Raw genomic sequence first — 22,133 nt, 5'->3', positions numbered from 1 at the left:
TGGTCTGACCTTATACATCCGACGTCGGAGTCGTCAAGCGAGGACACGTGCCCTGCCCGTCACGTCGTCGAGATCTGTCTCTGCGACGACGCGCACGCCGCGCTCCTGCAGCTCGCCCGCGTGGTCGCCGTCGGCCAGCAGCGTGATCGGGCCGGCGCCGAGGTCATGCAGGATCTGGGCGGCGACCGACCAGCGCTCGTCGCCGGCGGACCGGGGCCCCCGCGCGGGACACGCCGCCAGCGTGCCGTCGCCGCTTCCTCGCGCGCGCGCGTAAACGAGCACGCCGTGGCCGACCGCCCCGATCAGCTCGAGCGCAGCGCGACGGCGATCCGCGCAACGGCACGTCGGCGATCCCAGTACGTCACCCGCGAAGCAGTGCTCGTGCACGCGCACGAGCGTGCTGCGCGCGTCGTCGAAGTCGCCCAGCACCAGCGCGACATGCTCCCCGCCGGTGAGCAGCTCGCGGTAGCCGACGATCCGGAAGTCGCCCTGCGGAAGCGGCAGCGCCGTCTCGACCGCGCGCTCGAGCTGCGGTGCGCGTGCCGTCCGATATGCGACGAGGTCGGCGATCGAGATCAACGGCAGGCCGTGCCTGTCCGCGAACCGCCGCAGCTCGGGCAGCCGCGCCATCGCGCCGTCCTCCGAGGCGATCTCGCAGATCACGCCGGCCGGCGTGCAACCGGCCAGACGCGCCAGATCGACGGCCGCCTCGGTGTGCCCCGGGCGTTCGAGCACGCCGCCCTCGCGCGCGGCGAGCGGGAAGACGTGACCCGGACGCACCAGATCCGCCGCGACCGTCCGCGTGCTCGCGAGCGCGCGGATTGCGGCCGCTCGGTCGGCCGCCGAGATCCCGGTCGTCGCCAGTCGCGCGTGGTCGACTCCGACGTGGAAGGCGGTACCGTGGCGGTCCCCGCTGGAGCGCACCATCGCAGGCACCTTCAACGCGTCGAGGCGCGCGCGCTCCATCGGCACGCACACGAGCCCGCGTGCGTGACGCACCATGAAGTTGACGGCCTGTGCCGTGACGTGCTCGGCCGCCATCAGCACGTCGCCCTCGTTCTCGCGTCCAGGGTCGTCGACGACGACGGCCATTCCACCGCCGGCGATCGCGTCGATCGCGTCGTCGACCGGATCCAGCGCCTCGGCCCCATCCGGCGCCGAGAAGCTCACGACTCACTTCCAGCTGCCGCGTGAAGACGGGCGAATCGCACGACCTGCGTCGCGAGCAGGCGCGTCTGCGCGGCAACCGCCTCGTCGGCGATCGACCCGTCCTCGGCGAAGACGCGGTTGGCCGAGTTCATCGCGATCCCGAGCGGCGTCGGCCACCCGCGCAGGGCGTGGACCACCGACCGCAGCGACACCAGCGTCGTCGTCGTGGCCTGCCAGCCGTAGGCGCATGCCACGCAGCCGACGGCGCGCCCGTCGAGGTAGGGCCGCTCGTCAGCGCGCAGATCCTCGATGTAGTCGAGCGCGTTCTTGACGAGACCCGAGAGACCGCCGTGGTAGCCGGGCGACGCGATCACGAGGCCGTCCGCGCGCCGGACCGCTTCGACGAACGTCACCGCCGCGGGGACGCGGCCCGGGCGCTCGGGGGCGTACATCGGGAACTCGATGCGGGCGGCGCCGAACATCTCGGTGTCCGCTCCGACCGCCGCCGCCTCGCGCAGTACCGCGCGCACGGCCCGTTCGCTGGAGGAGTCATCGCGCGTCGTGCCGCCGACGCCGATGATGAGCGGCCGCGGCTCTGCCGATGCGTTGTGGTCAGACCTCATCCGGCGGCTGCCTCCGCCCCGTCGACGCGGCCGAGGTAGAGATCGGTCAGCAGATCCCGCACGTCGTCGGGCTCGCCGAACGCGGCGACGCGCCCCTTCGCCATCACCGCGACGTGGTCGGCCAGCTCGAGCGTGTACTCCGCCAGCTGCTCGACCAGGACGATGGTCCCGCCGGCCCTGGCGAGATCGGTCACGACGCCGAACAGCTCCTCGACGAGGTTCGGCGCGAGGCCCATCGAGATCTCGTCGATCATCAGGACGTCCGGCGCCGTCGTCAGCGCACGGCTGAGCGCGAGCATCTGCTGCTCGCCGCCGGACATCGTGCCCGCGATCTGCTTGCGCCGCTGTCCGAGGCGGGGGAAACGCGCGTAGGCGATCTCCTCGACCTCCTTCAAGCTTCCCGCACGCGGCATCTTCGACTGCAGCTTGAGGTTCTCACGCACGCTGAGCGACGGAAAGATCCCACGCCCCTCGGGGATCAGGCACAGCCCGCGGCGCGCGATGCTCCGTGGAGCGCTTCCCAGCAGCTCCTCCCCTCTCAGCTTCACCGAGCCTCTGCGTGCCGGCACGAGGCCCGCCGCGACCTTCAGCGTCGTCGTCTTGCCGGCACCGTTCGGGCCCAGGATCGCCGTGATCCTGCCCTGCTCGATCGGGAGGTCGACGGCATACAGGACCTCGAGCGGGCCGTAGCCGGCCGTCAGCCCCGAGATCTCAAGAATGGGCGGCATGCTTGCTCCCGAGGTAGGCTCTCTGCACGGCTTCGTCGCGGCGGATCTGCTCCGGCGGGCCAGCGGCGATCGTCTGGCCGAAGTCGAGCACGTAGACGTACGAGCACGTGTTCGTGACGAGCTCGACGTGATGCTCGACGAGGATGATCGCGGTGCCGTCGGCCGCGAGCGACGCCAGGATCCTCCCCAGCTCCTCGGTCTCGACCTCGTTGAGGCCGGCCGACGGCTCGTCCAGCAGCAGCATCGTCGGGCGCAGCGCCATCGCGCGCGCCACCTCCACGAGACGGCCCTGTCCGCTCGACAGCTCGCCGACCGGGACGTCGGCGATGGTGGTCAGCCCCAGCTGCTCGAGCGCCCGCCCCGCGATCCGCTGGGGAGCGGCGTCGCGATTCCATTGGCGGCCGAGCTCGGCGGCGGTCAGCACGTTCTCCGCGACGGTCATCGAGCTCCACAGCTCCAGCCGCTGGAACGTCCGCGCCATGCCGAGCCGCGCGCGGCGGTGCGGCGCCTTGCGCGTGACGTCGTGTCCGGCGAAGCGGACGCGTCCCGCCTTCGGCCGCTGCAGCCCGCTCAGCACGCCGAGCATCGTCGACTTGCCGGCGCCGTTGGGTCCGATCAGCCCGGTGACCGCACCGGGCTCCGCGGCGATCGACACGTCGGCGAGCGCTTTGATGCCTCCGAAGGAGACGCTGATGCTGTCAGCCTCGAGCAACGGCATGAGACTCCTTCTGGGTCGCGGTGTCGATCTGCGCGGAGGAGCGCGGCGGCCCCGCTCCGCCGCCCCGCCGCGCCTTGATCGCGTCACGCACCTGGTTGACGACGCCCTCCGGGTGCTGCGCCAGCCCGAACATCGCGAGCCCGATCGCCAGCGGCTGGATCAGGTTGACGGTGTCCGGGTCCTCGACCCACTCCGGCAGCATCATGAAGAAGATCGCGTAGAAGACCGAGCCCAGGATCGCTCCCGGCACGCTCGTGAGCCCGTAGATGACGAGGATCAGCAGCGCGATCAGCGACTGCATGTAGCCGAACTGGCTCGCGATCACCTGGTCGTTGAGGCCGCCGAAGAGCGCACCGATCAGACCCGCCATCGCGGCCGACGTCGTGAACACGACGAGCTTCGTGCTGACGAGGTTCATGCCGAGCGCGCTCGCGGCTGCCGGCGCGTCGCGCATCGCCGTCAGGCGCCGGCCGAAGCGGCCCCGGCGGATCGCGAGGATGCCGATCGCATACAGCGCGACGACCGCGGCGAGCAGCGGCAGCATCGAGTTGAACGAGTCGGCGCGCAGACCGAAGATCTGCGGCGCGCGAACCGGGATCGCGCCGCCCGAGGTCGGGAAGACGTGCGAGTTGACGAACACGACCTTGTCCATCAGGACGGCGAAGGCGAGCGTCGACAACGCGAGGTAGAGGCCGCGCAGCCGCAGCGCGGGCAACGCGATCAGGGCGCCGACCACCGCGGCCGACGCGGCCGACGCGAGCAGCGCGAGCCAGTACGGCATGTCGTCGCCGATGTGCGACATCATCACGCCGCCGACGCCGACGAAGGCGAGCTGCGCAAGCGAGACCTGGCCGGCCATGCCGGCGATCAGGACGAGGCTGAGCAGGATCCCCGCCCACACGAGGCCGGTGCCGGCGACGAGCGCGTGAAAGCTCGACAGCTGCGGCGCGACCAGCGCGACGACGACCACCCCGGCCACGCCGATCGCGATCGTCGTCCGCAGCGCCGGCGGACGCGGCTCGTTGAAGACCTCGACCCGCTGGAAGACGCCGAGCTCCTCGCGCCGGACGACGAGCGCGACGAACAGCAGCACGAACGGCATCGCCGGCGCCACGTCCTGAACGAGCTCGTTCTCCGGCGGCAGGTAGCCGACGAGCAGCGCGGTGACGATCCCGAGCGCGAGCGCGCCCAGGAAGGTCAGCGGCACGCTCGTCAGCCCGCCGATGATCGCCGCCGCATACGCCGAGACGACCAGCAGGCTGAGCGCCTCGATGCTCATCGAGAGGCCCGGCGCGACGAGGATCGCCGCGAGCGCCGCGAGGCTGCATCCGAGCGCCCATGACAGCGACGTCACGTAGCGGGGGTTGACGCCGTGCAGCTGCGTCAGGTCGCGGTCGTCGACGACGCCGCGCATGATCGTGCCGACGGTCGTGCGCTTGAACAGGAACCACATCCCGGCGGCGACGACGACGGCGATCAGGACGGTCGCGGCCTGGTCGTTGGTGACGGTCAGGTCGCCGATCGCGAACGAGCCGTTGCCGAAGATCTGCGGCATCGAGCGCAGCTCCGTGCCCCAGATCCAGACCGCGAGGCCCTGCAGGAAGATGAAGATGGTGAGCGTCACGACGAGCCGCACGGCGACCGACGCCCGTTCGAGGTGACGCATCACCGCGAAGTCGAGCAGCACGCCGATCGCCGGGGCGACGACGAAGACGCAGAGCCCGAGCGCGAGCCACTCCGGCAGGCCCTGGTCCACCCACAGCGTGTAGGCCAGGAACGCCATGCACATGCCGATGGCGCCGTGCGCGAAGTTGAAGATCCGCGATGTCGCGTACGTGACGACCAGCCCGGAGGCGGCCAGCGCGTAGACCGCCCCCGAGGTGACGCCGATCAGCAGGTAGACGAAGAACGTGTTCATGGGAGCCGCACGAGCTTCGAATCGCAGAAGAATCTGCCTCTCTCCTTCGGCTCGAGGCGCTCGTAGCCGTCGTCCGTCGCCTGCATGACGACGCCGCAGTTGCCGGCTGCCTTGCCCGGTCTGTTCCACTTGACGGGCGCGGTCAGGCCGCCGTTGTCCCACGTGTCGATTCTCGCGAGCGCGGCCAGCAGGCCTCTGCGCGTGAGCTTGGGGCCGGCGTCGATCAGGCCCTGCGTGAAGTACTGCGCCTGCACCCACCCCTCGATCGCGAAGACGTCGATCGGCTTGCCGGGGTTGACCTGCGGGAACCACTTGTAGAAGAGCGCGCCGCCCGGGGTCGTGTTCAGCTCCGCGCGATCCAGGAACGGCCCGATCCCATACGGCGGATTCGACGTCCAGCCGGCCGCCCCGGGCGCTGCGAGCTTGTGCCACTTCTCGTCGTAGACCGCGTAGTTGAAGCCGACCGCGTCCCAGCTCTGCTGCTTCATCGCCTGCGCGATGCGCGATGCGCCCGTGACGTCCTGTGCGAACGCGTCGACCACGTCGGCGCCCTTGGACTTCGCCTGCAGCACGTAGGAGGTCATGTTCGGCGCCTGCGCGTCGATGCCGACGTCGTAGACCGGCTCGACGCCGACGCTGCGCCAGCACTCCTTCTCCAGCTCGACGAACGTCTTGATGCCGGCGACGTTGATCCACAGGATCGCGACCTTCTTGATCTCCGGCTTGGCGGCCTTCATCGCGGCGCAGCCGACGTTCCACATCTCGCCCGGCGGCTGCGAGGGCAGCGATCCCATCGCGTTCGGCAGCTCGGCGTAGCTCGGGTCGAACCAGTTGCCGATGAACGGGATGCCGGACGACTCGACGAGCGGCTTGCAGGCCGCGTCGACGTTGCTCTGCGTGCCGACGAAGGCGAACAGGTCCGGCACGTTGCTCGTGCAGATCGCCTGACCCTTGCTGGCGTCGAAGCCGGTGTCGAGTGACTTCAGCGCGACCTTGCGGCCGTAGACGCCGCCGCTGGCGTTGACGTACTCGAAGTACGCTCTCGCGCCCAGGTAGGTGTTCACCTGCGCGCCGGGCAGCGGCCCCGAGGCCGCGTAGAGGCTGCCGGCCTGCACCTGGGATTCCGTGACACCCGTGTCGGTCGCGCCCCCGTTCCCGCCGGCGGGCGCGGGGTGCTTCGGGAACGGGACGAGCAGCTTGGGATCTGCAGCCACCGTCGTGTCGCCGCCACCACCGCTTGCACCGCTCGTGCTCGTGCCGCTGTCGCTCGTGCTGCTGCCGCATGCGGCGAGCACGAGCACCAGCACCGCCACTGCACTGCTGACTGCCAGGACCCTCATGGTCGAAGCCATGCGCTCTCTCCTCCTCAGTCCAAGCCTGGCTCCCCTCGGCCGGCCTATGGTCAGGCCAACCATATGGCCGGTCCACTTTGTAAGTCAAGTGGCTTCTTGCGCCGAGCTGACATTGGTAAGACCTCAGGCCTACCGCCACCTCCTGTGCCAATTACGCGGAGCGCCGACGTCTGGCCCGACGACTCAGTGACTCAGCGACCCTGCGACTCAGCGAGCGGAGTAGAGCAGCGGCGCCTCGACCGGGATCGCGTGCACGCCCGGCAGGACCTCCTTGGCGAACAGGCGCATGCTGCGCTCGGCCGCGTCGGCCGGCATGCCGCCATAGCGCATCATGAAGACGAACTCGCCCGGATGGAACTGCCGCGCCAGCGTCTCGATCTTCGCCAGGCACTGCTCCGGCGTCCCCCATACGTGGTTCTCCACGTAGACGCGTCCGACGGCAGCGCGATCGGCCCTGAGCGCCGACGACTGCGCCGCGTAGTGCTCGTAGCCTCTCGTGCGCCCGAAGTGATCGCCGGCCAGCTCGTAGTTGCGCAGCGCGCTGTCGCCGTACTCGGGCATCCAGCGCTCGGCGCCCGCGCGCGCCGCCTCCTCGGTCTCGGCGCAATAGGTGCACATGACGAGGATCGGCTGCGCCGGCTCGTAGCCGCTGTCAGCCCGCACCGTCGCGAACTGCTCCATCTCGGCGTGGTAGTCGTCCCATCCCTTCTGCGGGATGATCATCGGCTTGAGCCCCGCCTGCGCGGCGATCGGCACCGTGCCGGGGCTGCCCCAGGCGCAGAAGAGGTTCTCCAGGATCTCGCTCGCGTCGCGCGGCTTGGGCCGCAGCTCGACGTCCTCGAACGTCCAGTGCTCGCCCTTGAAGCTGAAGCGGTCCTCGGTCAGCGCCAGCTTGATCACCTCGACGGCCTCGTCGAAGCGCGTGCGCGACTCGCTCATCTCCATGTCGAGCCCCTTGAACTCCCGGCGGCCCGCCCCGCGCCCGAGCCCGACGATCGGTCGCCGCCCCTCGCCGAGGACGTTCTGCAGCAGGACCAGGTCCTCGGCGACGCGCAGCGGATGGTGCCACGGCAACACGACGACCATCGTGCCGAGGTCGATCCGCTCGGTCGCGCCGGCGAAGTAGGCCAGCAGCTGGAGCGGGTTGGTGATCATCGTGTACGGGCTGACGTGGTGCTCGACGGTCCACAGCGAGTCGAACCCGAGCTCCTCGACGAGCCCGCCGATGCGCAGATCCTCGCGCCAGATCTGCGCGTCGGGCACCGCCGGGCGGCCGGGCACCGACTCGCCGCGCTCGGCCGCCTCGAAGCGATCCCAGTCGCCGTAGTTCTGGAAGTACAGCGTCACACCAGCACGCATGCCGGCTCTCCTCTCCAGGACACCAAGAACGCGCTCGCCGTGCGAGCCCCCGGCTCCTCACCGGAGAAAAGCGAACACGGTGTTCACCTTACATACGGGCCCAATCCCGGTCAAGACCACGCCTTTCATTGGCCTGACCTCATGGATTGCGCCGGCCCGACGCCTACTCGACGGATTGATCGCCCTCGCTGAGCACCGACCACCAGAACTCGCTCAGCACCTCCAGCGCCTGTTCGCGATCGAAGTCGATCGAGGAGATCATCGTGTAGAAGGCGCGCTCGCTCATCATCTGGAGCAGGACCGAGCGCATGCGGGCACGCTCGCGCGACGCCCCCTGATACCGCTCCAGGTAGTGGGTCAGCAGCTCCGTGATCCTGGCTTCGACCTCGAGGTTGCGCCGGTGGATGCCGGGGTCGCTCGTGGCCGCCTGCCATGCCGCCCGCAGCAGCACGGCGTACCGCTCCCACTCGTCGGCCCAACCCGTCAGCCAGGCGTGCAACTGCGCCCGCGAGAGCTCCCCCCGTCTGTTCAGCTGGGAGTTGAGCCGCTCGTAGGAGGCGTCCACGATCGGGTCGAGATCGCCCAGCGCGCTGATCAGGAGCGCGCCCTTGCCCGTGAAGTGCGCGTAGAAGGTCGCTCGCCCGGCACCAGCCTCCTCGAGGATGTCCTCGACGGTCGTCGCCAGGTAGCTCTTGCGCTCGAAGCAGGCGAGCGCACCCTCGATCAGGCGCTCGCGGGTCGCTTCGCGCTGCTGCGCTCGCCCGGAGCCCGGGCTCGGAGCAGGTGCGGATCTGGACGCCACGGGCGCGTCGATTCTATTCGATGGAGACGGCGGTGGCGACGGTCACCCGTGCGCGTGCTGCCCGAGCAATTGCGCGAGGCACGGGCCGCAGACGCCTCCGTGACGCTCCCTCCCGTCGCCCTCCCGGATGACGTAGCAGACGTCGTCCGCCCGCACCGAGCAGCGCTCGCAGGCGGCGCCGCCGATCGGCGGATAGAGCGCGAGCACCTGCCCGTCGCCCAGCCCGCAGACGATCTCCTGCGACCGGTGGGAGGCCACGACTCCCGACGGTCTCGTTGACGCGCTCGACATTTCGACCTCTCCGTCCGTTTGCACACCGATCACAGCCGTCCCCGCCTCATCGCAACGCCTCGGCCAGCCCGCCGACGCCGTCGACGGCGAAGACGGCGCGCGGCACCCTCGACAGCAGCTCCGCCCCCGCCGCGGTGACGACGACGTCGTCCTCCAGGTTCACCGCGCCGAAGCCCGGCGAGATCAGCTTCGGCTCGATCGCGAGCACCATCCCGGCGCCGACCGCGCCGTTCGCGTGCGGCCCGAGCACCGGCGGCTCGTCCAGCTCGAGGCCGATGCCGTGGCCGACGTAGGGACCATGGTGCGCGCCGTGGCCCTGGAAGAAGTCGCCGCAGCCCGCCTCGTGCGCCGCCGCGACGCCGGCGTGGTAGACGTCCGCCGTCGCGACGCCGGGCCGCACCCGCGCGAGGATCGCGTCCTGGATCGTGCGGACCGCGTGCGCCAGCTCGGCCGTACGCTCACAGACGCCGCCGACCGCGTAGGTCCGCGCCATGTCAGCGTGGTAGCCGGCGACGTTGATCCCGAGATCGATGTTGACGAGGTCGCGGGAGGCGACACGGCGCGCCGAGGCGCCGAACGGCGTCGCGCGGCTCAGGCCGACCCCCGAGACCGTGATCGGCCCGCCGGAGATCGTCGACAGGTTGGGTCCCGACGCGAGCGTCCCCTCGGGCTGCAGGGCGGCGTCCCAGCGCCGCTGGGCGACCAGCCCGGCATGGCCTGCCCGGCGCAGCACGCGCTCGACCTCGGCCGCCAGCTCCAGCTCGGACACGCCGGCGCGCAGGTGGCTCACGAGCGTCTCGTGCACCAGCGCGAAGCGCGCGGCCGCGGCGCGCAGGCATGCGACCTCCAGCTCGTCCTTGACCGCGCGCTGGCGCAGCAGCGGCGCGGCGCAGTCGTCGAGCTCGAACGAGGGGAAGGCGTGGGCAGCCCGGCGGTAGAGCGCCGCGGGGATCACGTCGAGCTCGAGGCCGAGCCGGCCGGCGCGCACGCCACGCCGCTGCAGCTCGCGCCCGACGGCCGCGAAACCGGCGCCGGAGCGCACCGGCACGCCCACGGCCTCCGCCTCGGCCAGGTCGGCGAAGCGCCGCGCCAGCAGCACCGGCTGAGCGCCCGGCACGACAACGAGGTTGCATGGCTGCGCTGTCCCCGTCAGGTAATAGAGGTCCTGCGGCTGACTGACGATCGCGGCGGCGAAGCCGGTGTGCCCGAGCGTTGCCGAGAAGCGCTCGAGACGCGCCGCGTGGTCGAACGCCGCGGCTGCGGGCAGTTCTGCGGTCAAGTCGTCCAGAGGCCTTACCATTTCATGATCCTACCGCGCTGGGTTCTCGCTGGCGCGACTCCCCGATCCACGGACCAGATGCCCTCCACACCGATCGACCTGCAGTTCATGAGCCGGCCCGGCCTCATCGGCGCCTGGCGGACCGCCGACGCGATCGTCGATCCGGGCCCCGCCTCGACCCTGCCGACGCTCCTGCGGCGGCTGGACGGCTGGCGGCCGCGCGCGATCGCGCTGACGCACATCCACTTCGACCACGCGGGCGCGGTCGGGGCGCTGGTGCGACGGTGGCCCGGCGTCGAGGTGATCGTGCACGCCGCAGGAGCCCGGCACCTCGCTGACCCCGCCCGGCTGTGGGAGAGCGCCAAGCGCGTCTTCGGAGACGAGCTCGAGCTGCGCTTCGGGACGATGCTGCCCGTGCCGGCTCAGAACATCCGTGCGCTCGACGGCGGCGAGCGCGCCGCCGGCTTGCGCACGGCCGCGACACCCGGGCACGCCAAGCACCACCTGGCGTATCTCGACGAGGACTCTGGGCGCGCCTATGTCGGCGACGTCTGCGGTGTGCGGCTCGGTGCCGGCCCCGTGCTGCCGCCGACGCCGCCGCCGGACGTCGACCTCGCGCTCTGGCGCCGGTCGCTCGAGCTGATCGCGGCCTGGGGGCCGAGCGAGCTCGCGCTGACGCACTTCGGCGCGGTCGCGAATCCCGGCCCGCACCTGGAGGAGGTCGCCGCGGCGCTGGCCGAGCACGACCGCCTGCGTCGCGGCGGGGAGCAGCGCTACGTGCGCGACGCGCGGCGGCTGCTCGCGCGCACCTGCACGCCCCAGCAGGTGGCCGACTACGAGCTGACCGTTCCGCTGGACCAGAATCAGCGTGGCCTGCAGATGGCGCACGAGCGTCGACGCGCGCGGGACGCGACCGAGACCGGTTGACGGCGCGGCTGCCCCGCCGGCCGCGCGCCGCGCTCAGCGTTGCCGCGCGCCGAGCGGGAGCGAGACGCTGCCTGCCCCCTCCAGACCTTCGAGCGCATCCGTCGCAGGGCCGCTGACGTCCCGCTCCCCGTGGTGGGTGAGCGCGCGTGGGACGGCGAACAGCCCGTTGGCCAGCAGCGTCACCACGGCGATGCCCGCGAGGATGTAGAAGTCGACGGTGAAACCGCCCTCGACCGGCACCGCCGTGCCGGCGATGTGATCGGCGTTCATGACGACGATCATGATCGCCGTCGTCAACGCGCCGACCGGGAGCGCCAGCGCGTACTGGATCCCGAACGTGATCGACATGTTGTCCTGGCGCCCGGCGGCCGCGACGAGCGCCCAACCGACGTTGAAGCAGATCACGATGCCAACGCCGTAGAGCGCCGTCCCGACGTACAGCTGCCAGAGGTGCGCGTGCGCGAGCGCGTACCAGAGGTAGGCGACGACGCAGAGCGCGCCGCCGAGGATCATCGGCGGCCGCGGCCCGACGCGCGGCAGCAGATGGCGCGAGATCGCCGAGGCGAGGAACGTCCCCGGCAGGATCGGCAGCAGCGTCATCGAGGAGCCGAGCACGCTGGAGCCGAAGCCGTAGCCGACGTCGGACGGGGTCTGCGCGATCGCCGGGACGATCAGGTACATGCCGCTCGCCAGCGCGGCGATGCCGCAGTAGGAGAGGTAGCCGCTGAAGACCTGGCGCCTGTCCATGTCGCGGAAGTCGAGCAGCGCGTCCTCGGTGCGCCGCTGCTGGACGATCCACAGCAGCAGCACCAGCACCCCGGCCGCGAACAGCGCGACCACGGCGGTCGAGCCCCAGCCCCACTCCTGCCCGTTGCTGATCGCCAGCAGCAGGCAGATCAGCCAGGCGCCGAGCCCGGCCGCCCCGAGCCAGTCCAGCCGCACCTTCGAGCGCTTGTCCGCCGGCGTCTCGGGAGCCGCGAGCGCCAGCCCGAGCAGCACCAGGTAGCCGGCCGCGATGATCCAGAAGACCGCCGTCCACGACGTGCCCGCCTCGAGCATCAGCCCGCCGAGGATCAGCGCGATCGGCGTCATGATCGAGATCACCGTGCCGTTCATCAGCGCGGCGGTCTGCATCACTCTCGCGTCGGCGCGGATCTTCAGCATCGCCCATGCCATCGGCGCCGAGATCGCCACGCCTGTCAGCACGCGGCCGACGACCAGCAGCTCGAAGCTGGAGGCGAGCGCGCAGACGACGGAGCCGACGACGCCCAGCGTCATCAACGGTACGAGCACGCGCCGATGGCCGACGATGTCGGCGTAGCGCGCGCTGAGCCCGAGCACGACCGCGCTCGCGAGACTGAGCGCGTTGAGCGCCCAGCCCGTCTGCGACGCCGACAGCCCGAGGTCGCTGGCCATCGTGCCGACGAGCGGCAGCAGCGCGACCCCCTGGATGTCGGTCACGATCCCCGTCGCGGCCAGCAGCACGAGGAAGAACGGGATTCCGGCCGCGAACCCCGCCCCCCGCACGTGCGCTGTCGCGGGCCCGGCCACGCCAGGCCGATGGACGTTACTCATCGTCTTCCCTCCTGCGGTTGAACTGCGCGTGCTGCGCACGGCGCGGATTGACGCGACGCGAAAGCGCGCCTTTCGGCTGTTCTCTCATCCGCGACCTCGGCGATCCGCGGCAGGACGACCTTCCCATCGATGACTCCCCCATGTCAAGGTCTGGCCTTTGAACCCACGTGACGCCTTGCGCCCTTCCTACGGAGACCATTTGCCTTGCATTCATGCCATTCGTGAGGATATGGTCTTGGTAAGGCCTTCAACTGCGGGCCACGGCAAGGAGGAGCAGTGAACGAGATCGCCTCAATCGACGCGGCGGCTTTCGACAGCCGCGCCGTCTCCGACGAGGTGCGTGAATTCAACGCGGCGCTCGTCGGCGGCATGGAGCAGCTGGGCTGGACGTTTCCGCCCGAGTCACTGGAGCGCCTGCGCGGCGTGATGACGGCGGCCGGCGAGCCGTATCGCTCGCCGCGGGCGCGCGCCTTGGTCGCCCCCTCGCCGGGCGGGGGCATCCCGTTGCGAGTGATCGACAGTCCCGAGCCGACAGGGGTCTACGTCCACTGCCACGCCGGCGGCTGGACGATCGGCGCGTCGGACATGCAGGACGAGCGGCTGGAGCGGATCGTCGAGGCGACGGGCATGACGGCCGTCAGCATCGAGTACCGGCGGGCGCCCGAGCATCCCTACCCGGCGCCGCTGGACGACTGCGCGCGCGCCGCCCGCTGGATCTCCGACCACGCGTCCGAGCAGTTCGGCGCCGAGCGGCTCGTGATCGGCGGCGAGTCGGCCGGCGCGAACCTCGCGCTCTGCGCCCTGCTGCGCCTCAAGCGAGACGGCGCGCACGCTGCGTTCGCCGCGGCCAACCTGCTCTACGGCAATTACGACCTCACGATGACGCCGAGCCAGCGCCACGGCGAAAGGGGCGTGCTGATCACCCGTCGTTCGCTGGACTGGTTCTACGACCGCTATGTGCCCGACGCGGCTGTGCGCGGGACGCCCGACGTCTCGCCGCTCTACGCCGACCTGACCGGCCTGCCACCGGTCCTGCTCAGCGTCGGCACCGCCGACTCGCTCGTCGACGACACCGTCTTCCTCGCCTGCCGCCTGCTCGCCTCCGAGGTCCCGTGCGAGCTGCTGCTCGTCCCCGGCGCCGAGCACGGCTTCGACAGCGCGCCGGTTCCCGCGGCACAGGCGGCCGTCGCCCACATCGACGAGTACCTCGCCGCGGCCGTGCGTCCATGACGGCCCCACCGTCCCGCAGACACGACCAGGAGAAGAGACAGTGAGCAACGACTCGAGGTATGCCGGCAAGGTCGCGGTCGTGACCGGCGGCGCGTCCGGCATCGGCGCGGCGATCGTCCGTCGTCTCGTCGCCGAGGGCGCGTCGGTCGTCGCCGGCGACATCGACAGCGCAAAGCTCGAAGCGCTCGGCGAGCAGCTCGGGGAGCGCTTCACCGGCCTCACGACCGACGTCACCAGCGAGCACGCCGTCGAGGCGATGGTCGTGACCGCCGTCGAGCGCTACGGCAAGCTCGACGTCGGCTTCAACGTCGCCGGCGGCGGCGGCGGCGCGATGCTGGTGGAGCAGACCGAGGCCGACTGGCGCCGGGTGCTCGACCTCTGCCTCACCGGCGTCTTCTTCGCGATGAAGCACGAGGCGCGGCAGATCGTCGACCAGGGCGGCGGCGCGATCGTGAACGTCGCCTCGCTGAACTCCCGCGTCCCGATGTTCGGCGGCTCGGCCTACTGCGCTGCCAAGGCCGGCGTGGCGATGCTGACGCAGTGCGGCGCGCTCGAGTTCGGCGAACAGGGGATCCGCGTGAACGCCGTGTCGCCGGGCCTCACGGAGACTCCGCTGACCGCCGGGCTGCAGGCGCTGCCGGGCGCGACCGACGCATACCTGGAGCGGATCCCGCTCAAGCGCGTCGGCCAGCCCGAGGACATGGCCGCCGCCGCCCTCTTCCTCGGCAGCGACGACGCGACATACGTGTCGGGCACGAACCTGTTCGTCGACGGCGCTTGGGAGACGACCACCTATCCGGACCTGCGGCCGTTCCTCGCGCAGCTCAGCAGAGCGTGAACGCCGGCGGATCGGCCCGCAGGCGGGCGGTATCCCGGCGTATCGTCGGGTAGGCCATGGTACTGTCAGACCAATGGTCCAGCCTGCGGCCGACACGCCCTTCCGGGCACTCAATCAACTCCGTGCGTTCGAGCAGATCATCGTCCAGATCGAGGACGCGATCATCGGCGGCCGTCTGCAGCTGGGCGACCGCCTGCCGTCCGAGCGAGAGATGGCGGAGACGTTCGGCGTCAGCCGCGCGTCCGTGCGCGAAGCACTGCGGGTGCTGGAGATGTTCGGCGTCGTCGTCGCCCGCCGGGGGACCGGCCCCGAGGCCGGCTCGGTGCTCGCAGCCGAGACGCAGAGCGGGCTGCAGAACGTCCTGCGCCTGCACGCCGGCCTGCTCCGCATCCCGACCCACGACATCGTCGACGTGCGCGCCGCGCTCGAGCGCCAGGTGGCCGAGCAGGCCGCGCGCAACGCGACGCCCGAGTCGCTGGAGCAACTGCGCCGCCTGATCGACGACATGAGCAAGGCACCGTCGATCGGCGTCTACCACGCACGCGACACCGAGTTCCATGTCCAGCTCGCGCGCGCTTCCGGCAACGCGCTGCTGCCGGTGCTGATGGAAGCGCTGCGCGGCGCGATGCGGCGGGCGATGGTCGACGGCTTCGCACGGCTGACCGACTGGCAGCAGGAGCGAGACCGGCTCGTCGAGGAGCACCGCGCGATCCTCGACCGGATCGAGCAGAGAGATCCCGACGGGGCCGCCGAGGCGTTGCGCAGACACGTCTTCCGCTTCTACCAGCACGTCGTAGAGGACGAGCACGACGCCCACGCTCCTGCGGTGTGACAGCCGGTCACTGACGACCCCGCTCAACGACGAACGGCTCTCGCCGGACCGCTGGAGAACACGGCGGGGAACACGGCGCGATGCACCTCACGGTCTGCCGCGGCGTATCGCGATCACGGCGCTCTCGCCAGCATCTTCCGCGACCGAGCGTCCGAGGCGAGGTTCCCCGCCGCCGCCGCCGAGAGCGGCCTTGCTGCTCAGCCTCGGCTCCTCCGGTCAGGCGTCCGGCTCGGCGGCAGCCGCAGGACGAGCCGGGTGGTTGGCGAACTCGACGCAGCGCAGCGGCTCGATGAACTCGAATGGTCCGTGCGGCGTGCCGGCGGGGTTGAAGGTATAGGTGCCCGCGACGTGCGTCTCGTCGCCCACGCGGCAAGCGCCGGCAAGCACGAGGCAGTCCTCGTCGTAGGTGTGCAATGCGACGCCGGGGGTGACGCCGTCGAGCCTGAGCACCCGCGCGAACGAACCCGACGGTCCGCGTGTCAGGACCTTCTCGAACGCCTGGCCCGGCGTGCCGTCGGGCTTCTGCGTCCACGGCAGCGCAGCGACGTCCTCGGCACTCAGCGCGACCGCGGACTTGTCGAGCGAGCTGTTGACGTCACGCAGTTGCAGGACGACGGCGCCGTCCCCGCCAGCCACCGCGCGCTCTCCCGCTCGCGGAGGCCGGCAGATGTAGGACCCGTCGGTGAAGCGACGCCCATCGAGCACGAGCGCGCCCGCGAGCACGTACGTCTCGCGCCAGCCGTCCGGGGACGCGGTCTCGACGGCTGCGCCCGCGCGAACGTCCACGCGCAGCGTCTCGGAGCCCGCGACGGGGTCACGTGCGAGGAGCCGCTGCTCAGCTCCCTCCCACCCCGGCAGCGGGGTCGTGGCGAGGCGCGCGACTTCCTCGGGAAACAGGCGAGTCAGCTCTTTCGGCACTACGAGTTCCTTTTTTCGTCGTTTCAGGAGTCATGAGGTGGCGAGGCGGATACGCGGATCGACGACGCCGTACAGCAGATCGGTGACGAGGTTGACGACGCTGTAGACGAGCGCGCCGAGCAGGATCGCCCCCTGGACGGGCGCGTAGTCCTGCGCCTGGATCGACTGCGCGACCCAACCGCCGATACCCGGCCAGTTGAAGACCGCCTCGACGAGCAGGGCTCCGGCCATCAGCTCACCGAACCACATGCCGCTCAGCGTCAGGATCGGCAGCAGCGCGTTGGGCAGCGCGTGCCGGAACAGCACGCGCGTCTCGCTCGCGCCCTTCGCACGCGCCGTGCGGACGTAGTCGTTGCGGTAGACGTCAATCGTGCTCCGTCGCACGATCCGCGACAGATACGCCGCCAACGGGATCGCGAGCGTCAGCGCGGGCAGGACGAGATGGGCGAGCGCATTGCGGAACGCTGCGAAGTCGCCTGCGAGCAGCGAGTCGACGAGCAGCAGCCCGGTCGTTCTGGCCGGCATCGCGACCGTGTCGTCGATCCGGCCGAACGGCGCGGGCGCGATGCCGAGCCAGGTGAAGAAGACGAGGATCAGCACCAGCCCGAGCCAGAATTGCGGCATCCCCAGTCCGACGATCGCCCCCGAGCGCGAGAGGCGATCGATCCATCGTCGCCGACCGGCCGACAGCACGCCGATCGGAATCGCGAGCATCAGGGCGACGATCATCGCCGTGGCCGCCAGCTCCAGCGTCGCCGGCAGCCGCGCCGTCAGCTCGGCGGTCACCGTCGTGCGTGTGCGCCACGAGTAGCCGAGATCGCCGGTCGCGAGGTCGGAGACATACGTGCCGTACTGCTGCAGAAGCGGTTGGTCGACGCCCATGTCGGTGCGCAGGGCAGCGACCGCCTGCTCGCTCGCCTGCGGCCCGAGCAGCTTGCGCGCCGGGTCTCCGGGCGCCGCGCGCAGCAGCACGAACGCGATCAGCGATGCGAAGAAGAGGACGGCGAGCGTCGCAAGGACGCGTCTAACGACGAAGCTTGCCATGAGGATCCAGGTGGTCGCGCAGGCCCTCGCCGAGAGCCATGCTGAGGGTTACCAGGGCGAGGATGCCCAGGCCCGGGAAGATCGACATCCACCACTGCCCTGAGATCAGGTAGGTGCGGCCTTCGGTGATCATCCCGCCCCATTCCGGCGTCGGCGGCTGGATGCCGAGGCCAAGGAAGCCGAGGCCAGCGATCGCGAGCACCGCGTAGGCGATGCCGAGCGAGGCCTGGACCGCGACGCCGCCGAGCACCGACGGCAGCACGTGGCGGACGAGAATGTGTCCGGTGGGGGCGCCAAGCACTCGCTGGGCGTCGATGAACTCGCGCGAGCGCAGCGACAGCACCTCGCTGCGCACCGTCCGGGCGTACCACGGCACGCCGGTGACTGCGATGGCCAGCCCGACCGAGACCGGGCCGGGACCCATCGCGACCGCGAGCGCCATGCCCATGATGAGCGCAGGGAAGGCGAGCACGCCGTCGAGCGCACGGCCGATCACCGCGTCCACGACGCCGCCGACGAGGCCGGTGAAGGCACCGATCAGCGTTCCGATCACCGACGAGGCGAACACCGCGCAGACGCCGACGGCGAGCGAGATGCGCGCACCGACGAGGAAGCGCGCGAAGACGTCGCGGCCGAGTTCGTCGGTGCCGAAGGGGTGCGCTGCGGAGGGGCTTTGAAGACCACTCGAAAGCTCGACCTCGAGCGGGTCCTTGCCCCACAGCAGCGGCCCCACGAGCGCGAGCGCGAGGAACAAGAGCAGCCCGATCGCGACCGCGCGCAGCCCGGCGGAGCCGATCGCCGCCCACACGCGGCGCAGCAGCGCGGGCGAGCGCGCGGCCCGGCCGCCGTGCGGGTCGGGCGCCGGACGCGCCGGCTCTCGCATCGTCGCGCTCATGCCGGCGCTCCGCGCGTCGCGCCGAGCAGCGAGGACGGCAGGAACTCCGCCTGACGGTCCGCGAAGTGGCAGGCCGCACGATGCTGGCTTGCGTCGGCGCGGCCGCCGAGATCGGGCCGGGTGGTCGTGCAGATCTCCGGGTCTCCCAGTCTGTGCCGCAGCCAGCAGCGGGTGTGGAACGCGCAGCCCGACGGCGGATCGGAGGGGCTCGGCGGATCGCCGTGCAACACGATCCGCTCGCGCGCCCGTTCGCGCGCGACGTCGGCGATCGGCACCGCCGACAGCAGCGCCGCCGTGTACGGGTGCCGGGGGTCGCGGTAGACCTGCTCCGACGAGCCGCTCTCGACGACGCGTCCGAGGTACATCACGGCGACCGTGTCGGCGATCTGACGCACGACTGCGAGGTCGTGCGAGATGAACACGTAGGCGATGCCGAGCTCGCGCTGCAGGCGTTCGAGCAGCGAGAGGATCTGCGCCTGGATCGCGACGTCGAGCGCGCTGACGGACTCGTCGAGCACGATCAGCGACGGCTCCAACGCGAGCGCTCGGGCGATGCCGATGCGCTGGCGCTGCCCGCCGCTCAGCTCGTGCGGCAGCCGCGTCGCGAACTCCGGCCCGAGGCCGACCAGCTCCAGCAGCTCCATGACGCGTCTCTGGCGCTGCTCGCGGTCGCCGCACAGGTCGTGCAGCGCGAGCGGCTCCTCGAGGATCCGGCCGACCCGCTGACGCGGATCGAGGCTCGCCTGCGGATCCTGGAAGACGAGCTGGAAATGCCGCCGCAGGTCGCGCAGACGACGAGAGCTCTTGTCGCCGAGCCGCGTCCCGCCGACCGTCACGTGACCGGCGGTCGCCTCGGCGAGCTGCACGATCGCGCGGCCGAGCGTCGTCTTGCCGCAGCCGGACTCGCCGACGAGTCCGAGCGTCTTGCCGGCGCCGACGGTCAGCGAGACGTCGTCGACCGCGCGCACGCTTGCCACTCTGCGGCCGATCGCCCCGCGGCGTCTGCTGAAGATGACCTCCAGCCCGTCGGTCTCCAGCGCCGGGTCCTGCGGCCTGTCGCCGGGCTCCGGGGCGGCGCCCCCGTGCGACCGCTTCGCCACGTCCAGCCGCGGCAGCGACTCCAGCAGCTTGACCGTGTACGGGTCGCTTGGACGGCTGAGGATCCGCGCGGTCTCGCCCCGTTCGACGACCTCGCCGCGGTTCATGACCACGACGCGATCCGCGATGCGCCCGACGACGCCGAGATCGTGCGTGATCAGCAGCACGCCCATCGTCAGCTCGCGCTGCAGCTCCTGGATCAGGTCGAGGATCTGGGCCTGGACGGTGACGTCCAGCGCCGTCGTCGGCTCGTCGGCGATCAGCAGCGGCGGCGAGGAGGCGAGTGCCATCGCGATCATCGCGCGCTGGCGCATGCCGCCGCTGAACTGATGGGGATAGTCGCGCAGGCGGCGCTCCGGATCCGGGATACCCACCTGGGCGAGTCTCGCGACGGCGAGCCGGCGTGCCTGACGCAGCCCGACCCGTCTGTGCAGCCGGATCGCCTCGACGATCTGGTCGCCGATCCGCTGCACGGGGTTGAGGCTCGAGAGTGGATCCTGGAAGACGGTGCCGGCGCGCGCGCCGCGGATCCGGCGCAGCTCCTCCTCGCTCATCGCGGCGCGATCCTCGCCTGCGAGGACGGCCTCGTCCATCGTCACGCGCGCCCCGGCCGGCAGCAGCCCCAGCAGCGCGAGCGCGCTGACCGTCTTGCCGGAGCCGGACTCGCCGACGAGCGCGACGACCTCTCCGGAGCGCACGTCGAGGTCGACGCCCCGCACCGCCCGGACCGGGTCCTCGACCGGTCCGAAGGCGACGTTCAGCCCGCGGACCCGCAGGAGCACGTCCCGCTCGGTCGCGCCGGCGGCGCCGACGCCGGGCGCCGCCGGGATAACGCCGTTGCGATTCACGACGCGTCGTCCACCGTCAGCTTCCGCACCACGAGCTGCTGGTCGTCGAAGTACTCGTAGCCTCTGAGCCGCGGGCTGCCGACCGCGATCGTGTCGCTCGCGAAGATCGGCAGTATCGGGTTGTCGGCGACCGCCTGCTCGGAGACCTTGCGGTAGATCTCCTCGCGTCGCTTCGGATCCGGCTCGGTGCGCCCCTCCTCCAGCAGCCTGTCGACCTCTCTGTTGCAGTATCTCGACCAGTTGAACGGGTTCCCGCACATGGCGAAGAAGCCGAGGAAGAAGGCCGGGTCGTTGACCGACGAGCCGTCACGCAGGATGTACGCCTGCGTCTTGAAGTTCGAGACGGTGTCCGAGAACGCCGACGCGCTGAGCGTGTTGATCTCCAGATCGATGCCGATCTCCTTCCACGCCGACTGCAGGGCCGTCGCCATCTGCAGCTGCTCGGTCTCGCCGCTCTTGACCGCGAGCGAGATCCGCTTGCCGGTGGCGCCAGCCTGCTCGATCAGCTGCTTCGCGCGCGCGACGTCGCGCTCGGGTACGGCGAGCCCGGGATAGAACGGCATCGCCGGCGGGATCATGCCCGCGAACGCTCTCGCGTGACCGTAGCCGAACCGCTCCTGCAGCTCGGTGTGCGGCATCGCGAGCCAGAGCGCTTCGCGCACGCGCGGGTCGTCGACGGGCGGCTTGTCGTTGTTGAGTCCGATGTAGGCGTAGCGGTTGCTCGGATTGGCGAAGACCTGGCGGCCCTGCTGCTCCAGCGATCTGAGGTCCTTGAGCGCGACGCCGTACGCGAGGTCGACCTCGCCGGAGGCGGTGAGCGTCTGCAGCGTGGTCGGGTCCGTGACTATGCGCATCACGACGTTCTTCGCGCCGACGGGCTCGCGCCAGTAGTCCGCGCGCGCTCTGAGGCGCACCTCGCTGTCAGGGTCGTAGGACTCGAGCTCGTACGCGCCGGCCCCGGCCGTGTTGCGCGCGAGCCACTCGTCGCCCGCTCTCGTGAGCCCGCCGTGCTGCTCCAGCACTCTGCGGTCGATCGGGCCGTTGCCGCGCGAGGTCATGCGCAGCAGGAAGAGCGGGTCGGGGTGCGCGATACGGACGCGGACGGTGTGCGCGTCGACCTTCTCGATCGCGCTGAAGAGGCCCTTCTCGCCCATCGTCAGCACGTATGCCTGACAGCCGTCTCTGTCGAGCAGGCGGCGGAGGCTGAAGACGACGTCGTCGGCGGTGACGGGGTTCCCGCTTGCGAAGGTCGCGTCTCTGCGCAGGAAGAAGGTGTAGGTCTTCCCGTCTCTGCTGACCGTCCATCTCTCCGCGAGCGCCGGGGCGATCTCGTGCGCACCCGACGCGTCCCGTCTCGGCGACAGCTCGATGATGTTGTCGTATGCCGCGGTGACGACGTGGTAGTCGTACGGCGAGGAGCAGGCGAGCGCCGGGTCGATGTTGGTCAGCCCGGTGTTGTACGCGATGTCGAGCGTCTGCGCGGATCTGCCCTCGCCGCCGCCCGCCCCCGCCGGGACGCTGCTGCCGCAGCCGACGGCCGCCGCTGCCACGACGGCAAGGCCGGCGAGCGCCGCACCGCGGCGCCAGCGCCCCCACGGGGCACGGGGGCGCGCGGACAGGCTCCTGTCGGAGCCGATGGATCGAGTGCGCAACTGCATCAGAACCAGCCTTTGCCGTGGGAGCGCCGAGCGCTCCCAGCTCCACGAATC

General features: G+C 71.0%; 20 protein-coding genes. 4 read left to right on the top strand and 16 right to left on the bottom strand.

What is annotated here, in order from left to right:
• Positions 1-33: 33 nt before the first annotated feature.
• From ribB to Q7L65_RS16400, 10 genes are all read right to left on the bottom strand, one after another.
• On the bottom strand, positions 34-1,170 hold the full coding sequence (gene ribB, locus Q7L65_RS16445; RefSeq protein ID WP_304722638.1) for a 3,4-dihydroxy-2-butanone-4-phosphate synthase: 1,137 nt from the start codon (positions 1,168-1,170) through the stop codon (positions 34-36).
• The gene (locus tag Q7L65_RS16440) at positions 1,167-1,772 is read right to left on the bottom strand and encodes an NADPH-dependent FMN reductase (RefSeq protein WP_304722635.1); all 606 of its coding nucleotides are present in this window, start codon (positions 1,770-1,772) and stop codon (positions 1,167-1,169) included. The genes ribB and Q7L65_RS16440 overlap by 4 nt, the downstream gene beginning before the upstream one ends.
• Positions 1,769-2,500 (bottom strand): ABC transporter ATP-binding protein, encoded by a 732-nt coding sequence (locus Q7L65_RS16435; protein WP_304722633.1) that lies wholly within the window; start codon positions 2,498-2,500, stop codon positions 1,769-1,771. The genes Q7L65_RS16440 and Q7L65_RS16435 overlap by 4 nt, the downstream gene beginning before the upstream one ends.
• Positions 2,484-3,218, bottom strand: a complete 735-nt coding sequence (locus Q7L65_RS16430; protein WP_304722631.1) for an ABC transporter ATP-binding protein — start codon at positions 3,216-3,218, stop codon at positions 2,484-2,486. Before Q7L65_RS16430 ends, Q7L65_RS16435 begins: the two co-directional genes overlap by 17 nt.
• Positions 3,199-5,136, bottom strand: coding sequence for an ABC transporter permease (locus Q7L65_RS16425; RefSeq protein WP_304722629.1), 1,938 nt, complete (start codon positions 5,134-5,136; stop codon positions 3,199-3,201). The genes Q7L65_RS16430 and Q7L65_RS16425 overlap by 20 nt, the downstream gene beginning before the upstream one ends.
• Entirely contained in the window at positions 5,133-6,488 is a 1,356-nt protein-coding gene (locus tag Q7L65_RS16420) for an ABC transporter substrate-binding protein (protein WP_304722627.1), read from the bottom strand. The genes Q7L65_RS16425 and Q7L65_RS16420 overlap by 4 nt, the downstream gene beginning before the upstream one ends.
• Positions 6,489-6,695: 207 nt before the next feature.
• Positions 6,696-7,847 carry an LLM class flavin-dependent oxidoreductase gene (locus Q7L65_RS16415; RefSeq protein WP_304722625.1) on the bottom strand — a complete coding sequence of 384 codons (1,152 nt, stop codon included), beginning with the start codon at positions 7,845-7,847 and terminating at the stop codon, positions 6,696-6,698.
• Between the two features lie 163 nt (positions 7,848-8,010).
• The gene (locus Q7L65_RS16410) at positions 8,011-8,649 is read right to left on the bottom strand and encodes a TetR/AcrR family transcriptional regulator (RefSeq protein WP_304722623.1); all 639 of its coding nucleotides are present in this window, start codon (positions 8,647-8,649) and stop codon (positions 8,011-8,013) included.
• Positions 8,650-8,691: 42 nt separating this feature from the next.
• On the bottom strand, positions 8,692-8,907 hold the full coding sequence (locus tag Q7L65_RS16405; protein WP_304722621.1) for a hypothetical protein: 216 nt from the start codon (positions 8,905-8,907) through the stop codon (positions 8,692-8,694).
• 79 nt (positions 8,908-8,986) lie between these two features.
• A complete protein-coding gene (locus Q7L65_RS16400) occupies positions 8,987-10,240 on the bottom strand; it encodes a Xaa-Pro peptidase family protein (RefSeq protein WP_304722619.1) in 1,254 nt (417 codons plus the stop codon).
• 57 nt (positions 10,241-10,297) lie between these two features.
• On the opposite strand from Q7L65_RS16400, the gene Q7L65_RS16395 reads away from it, so the two are divergent.
• Positions 10,298-11,146: an MBL fold metallo-hydrolase gene (locus Q7L65_RS16395; protein WP_304722617.1), complete on the top strand. Its 849-nt coding sequence runs from the start codon at positions 10,298-10,300 to the stop codon at positions 11,144-11,146.
• 33 nt (positions 11,147-11,179) lie between these two features.
• Here Q7L65_RS16395 and Q7L65_RS16390 read toward each other — a convergent pair whose 3' ends face one another.
• Positions 11,180-12,721 (bottom strand): MFS transporter, encoded by a 1,542-nt coding sequence (locus Q7L65_RS16390; RefSeq protein WP_304722615.1) that lies wholly within the window; start codon positions 12,719-12,721, stop codon positions 11,180-11,182.
• A gap of 276 nt (positions 12,722-12,997) precedes the next feature.
• Here Q7L65_RS16390 and Q7L65_RS16385 point away from each other — a divergent pair, with 276 nt between their 5' ends.
• The 3 genes from Q7L65_RS16385 to Q7L65_RS16375 all read left to right on the top strand — a co-directional run bounded on the left by Q7L65_RS16385 (position 12,998) and on the right by Q7L65_RS16375 (position 15,621).
• Positions 12,998-13,951, top strand: a complete 954-nt coding sequence (locus Q7L65_RS16385) for an alpha/beta hydrolase (RefSeq protein WP_304722612.1) — start codon at positions 12,998-13,000, stop codon at positions 13,949-13,951.
• A gap of 40 nt (positions 13,952-13,991) precedes the next feature.
• Complete coding sequence (locus Q7L65_RS16380; RefSeq protein ID WP_304722610.1) at positions 13,992-14,789, top strand: SDR family NAD(P)-dependent oxidoreductase; 798 nt, start codon at positions 13,992-13,994, stop codon at positions 14,787-14,789.
• 73 nt (positions 14,790-14,862) lie between these two features.
• Positions 14,863-15,621, top strand: a complete 759-nt coding sequence (locus Q7L65_RS16375) for a FadR/GntR family transcriptional regulator (RefSeq protein ID WP_304722608.1) — start codon at positions 14,863-14,865, stop codon at positions 15,619-15,621.
• A gap of 216 nt (positions 15,622-15,837) precedes the next feature.
• Here the strand turns inward: Q7L65_RS16375 and Q7L65_RS16370 are convergent, their stop codons facing one another.
• Genes Q7L65_RS16370 through Q7L65_RS16350 form a run of 5 tightly spaced genes read right to left on the bottom strand, consistent with a single transcriptional unit; the run spans position 15,838 to position 22,082 of the window.
• Positions 15,838-16,539 (bottom strand): hypothetical protein, encoded by a 702-nt coding sequence (locus Q7L65_RS16370; RefSeq protein WP_304722606.1) that lies wholly within the window; start codon positions 16,537-16,539, stop codon positions 15,838-15,840.
• Positions 16,540-16,569: 30 nt separating this feature from the next.
• On the bottom strand, positions 16,570-17,583 hold the full coding sequence (locus tag Q7L65_RS16365; RefSeq protein ID WP_304722604.1) for an ABC transporter permease: 1,014 nt from the start codon (positions 17,581-17,583) through the stop codon (positions 16,570-16,572).
• Positions 17,564-18,478 (bottom strand): ABC transporter permease, encoded by a 915-nt coding sequence (locus Q7L65_RS16360; protein WP_304722603.1) that lies wholly within the window; start codon positions 18,476-18,478, stop codon positions 17,564-17,566. The genes Q7L65_RS16365 and Q7L65_RS16360 overlap by 20 nt, the downstream gene beginning before the upstream one ends.
• Entirely contained in the window at positions 18,475-20,424 is a 1,950-nt protein-coding gene (locus Q7L65_RS16355; RefSeq protein WP_304722601.1) for an ABC transporter ATP-binding protein, read from the bottom strand. The genes Q7L65_RS16360 and Q7L65_RS16355 overlap by 4 nt, the downstream gene beginning before the upstream one ends.
• A complete protein-coding gene (locus Q7L65_RS16350) occupies positions 20,421-22,082 on the bottom strand; it encodes an ABC transporter substrate-binding protein (protein WP_304722599.1) in 1,662 nt (553 codons plus the stop codon). Before Q7L65_RS16350 ends, Q7L65_RS16355 begins: the two co-directional genes overlap by 4 nt.
• Between the last annotated feature and the right edge of the window lie 51 nt (positions 22,083-22,133).

The organism is Conexibacter sp. CPCC 206217, from assembly GCF_030646165.1.
In the GTDB taxonomy this organism is placed as follows: Bacteria; Actinomycetota; Thermoleophilia; order Solirubrobacterales; family Solirubrobacteraceae; genus Conexibacter.
Note: the sequence above shows the minus strand (reverse complement) of the source record. Positions and strands in the feature narration are given on the sequence as shown.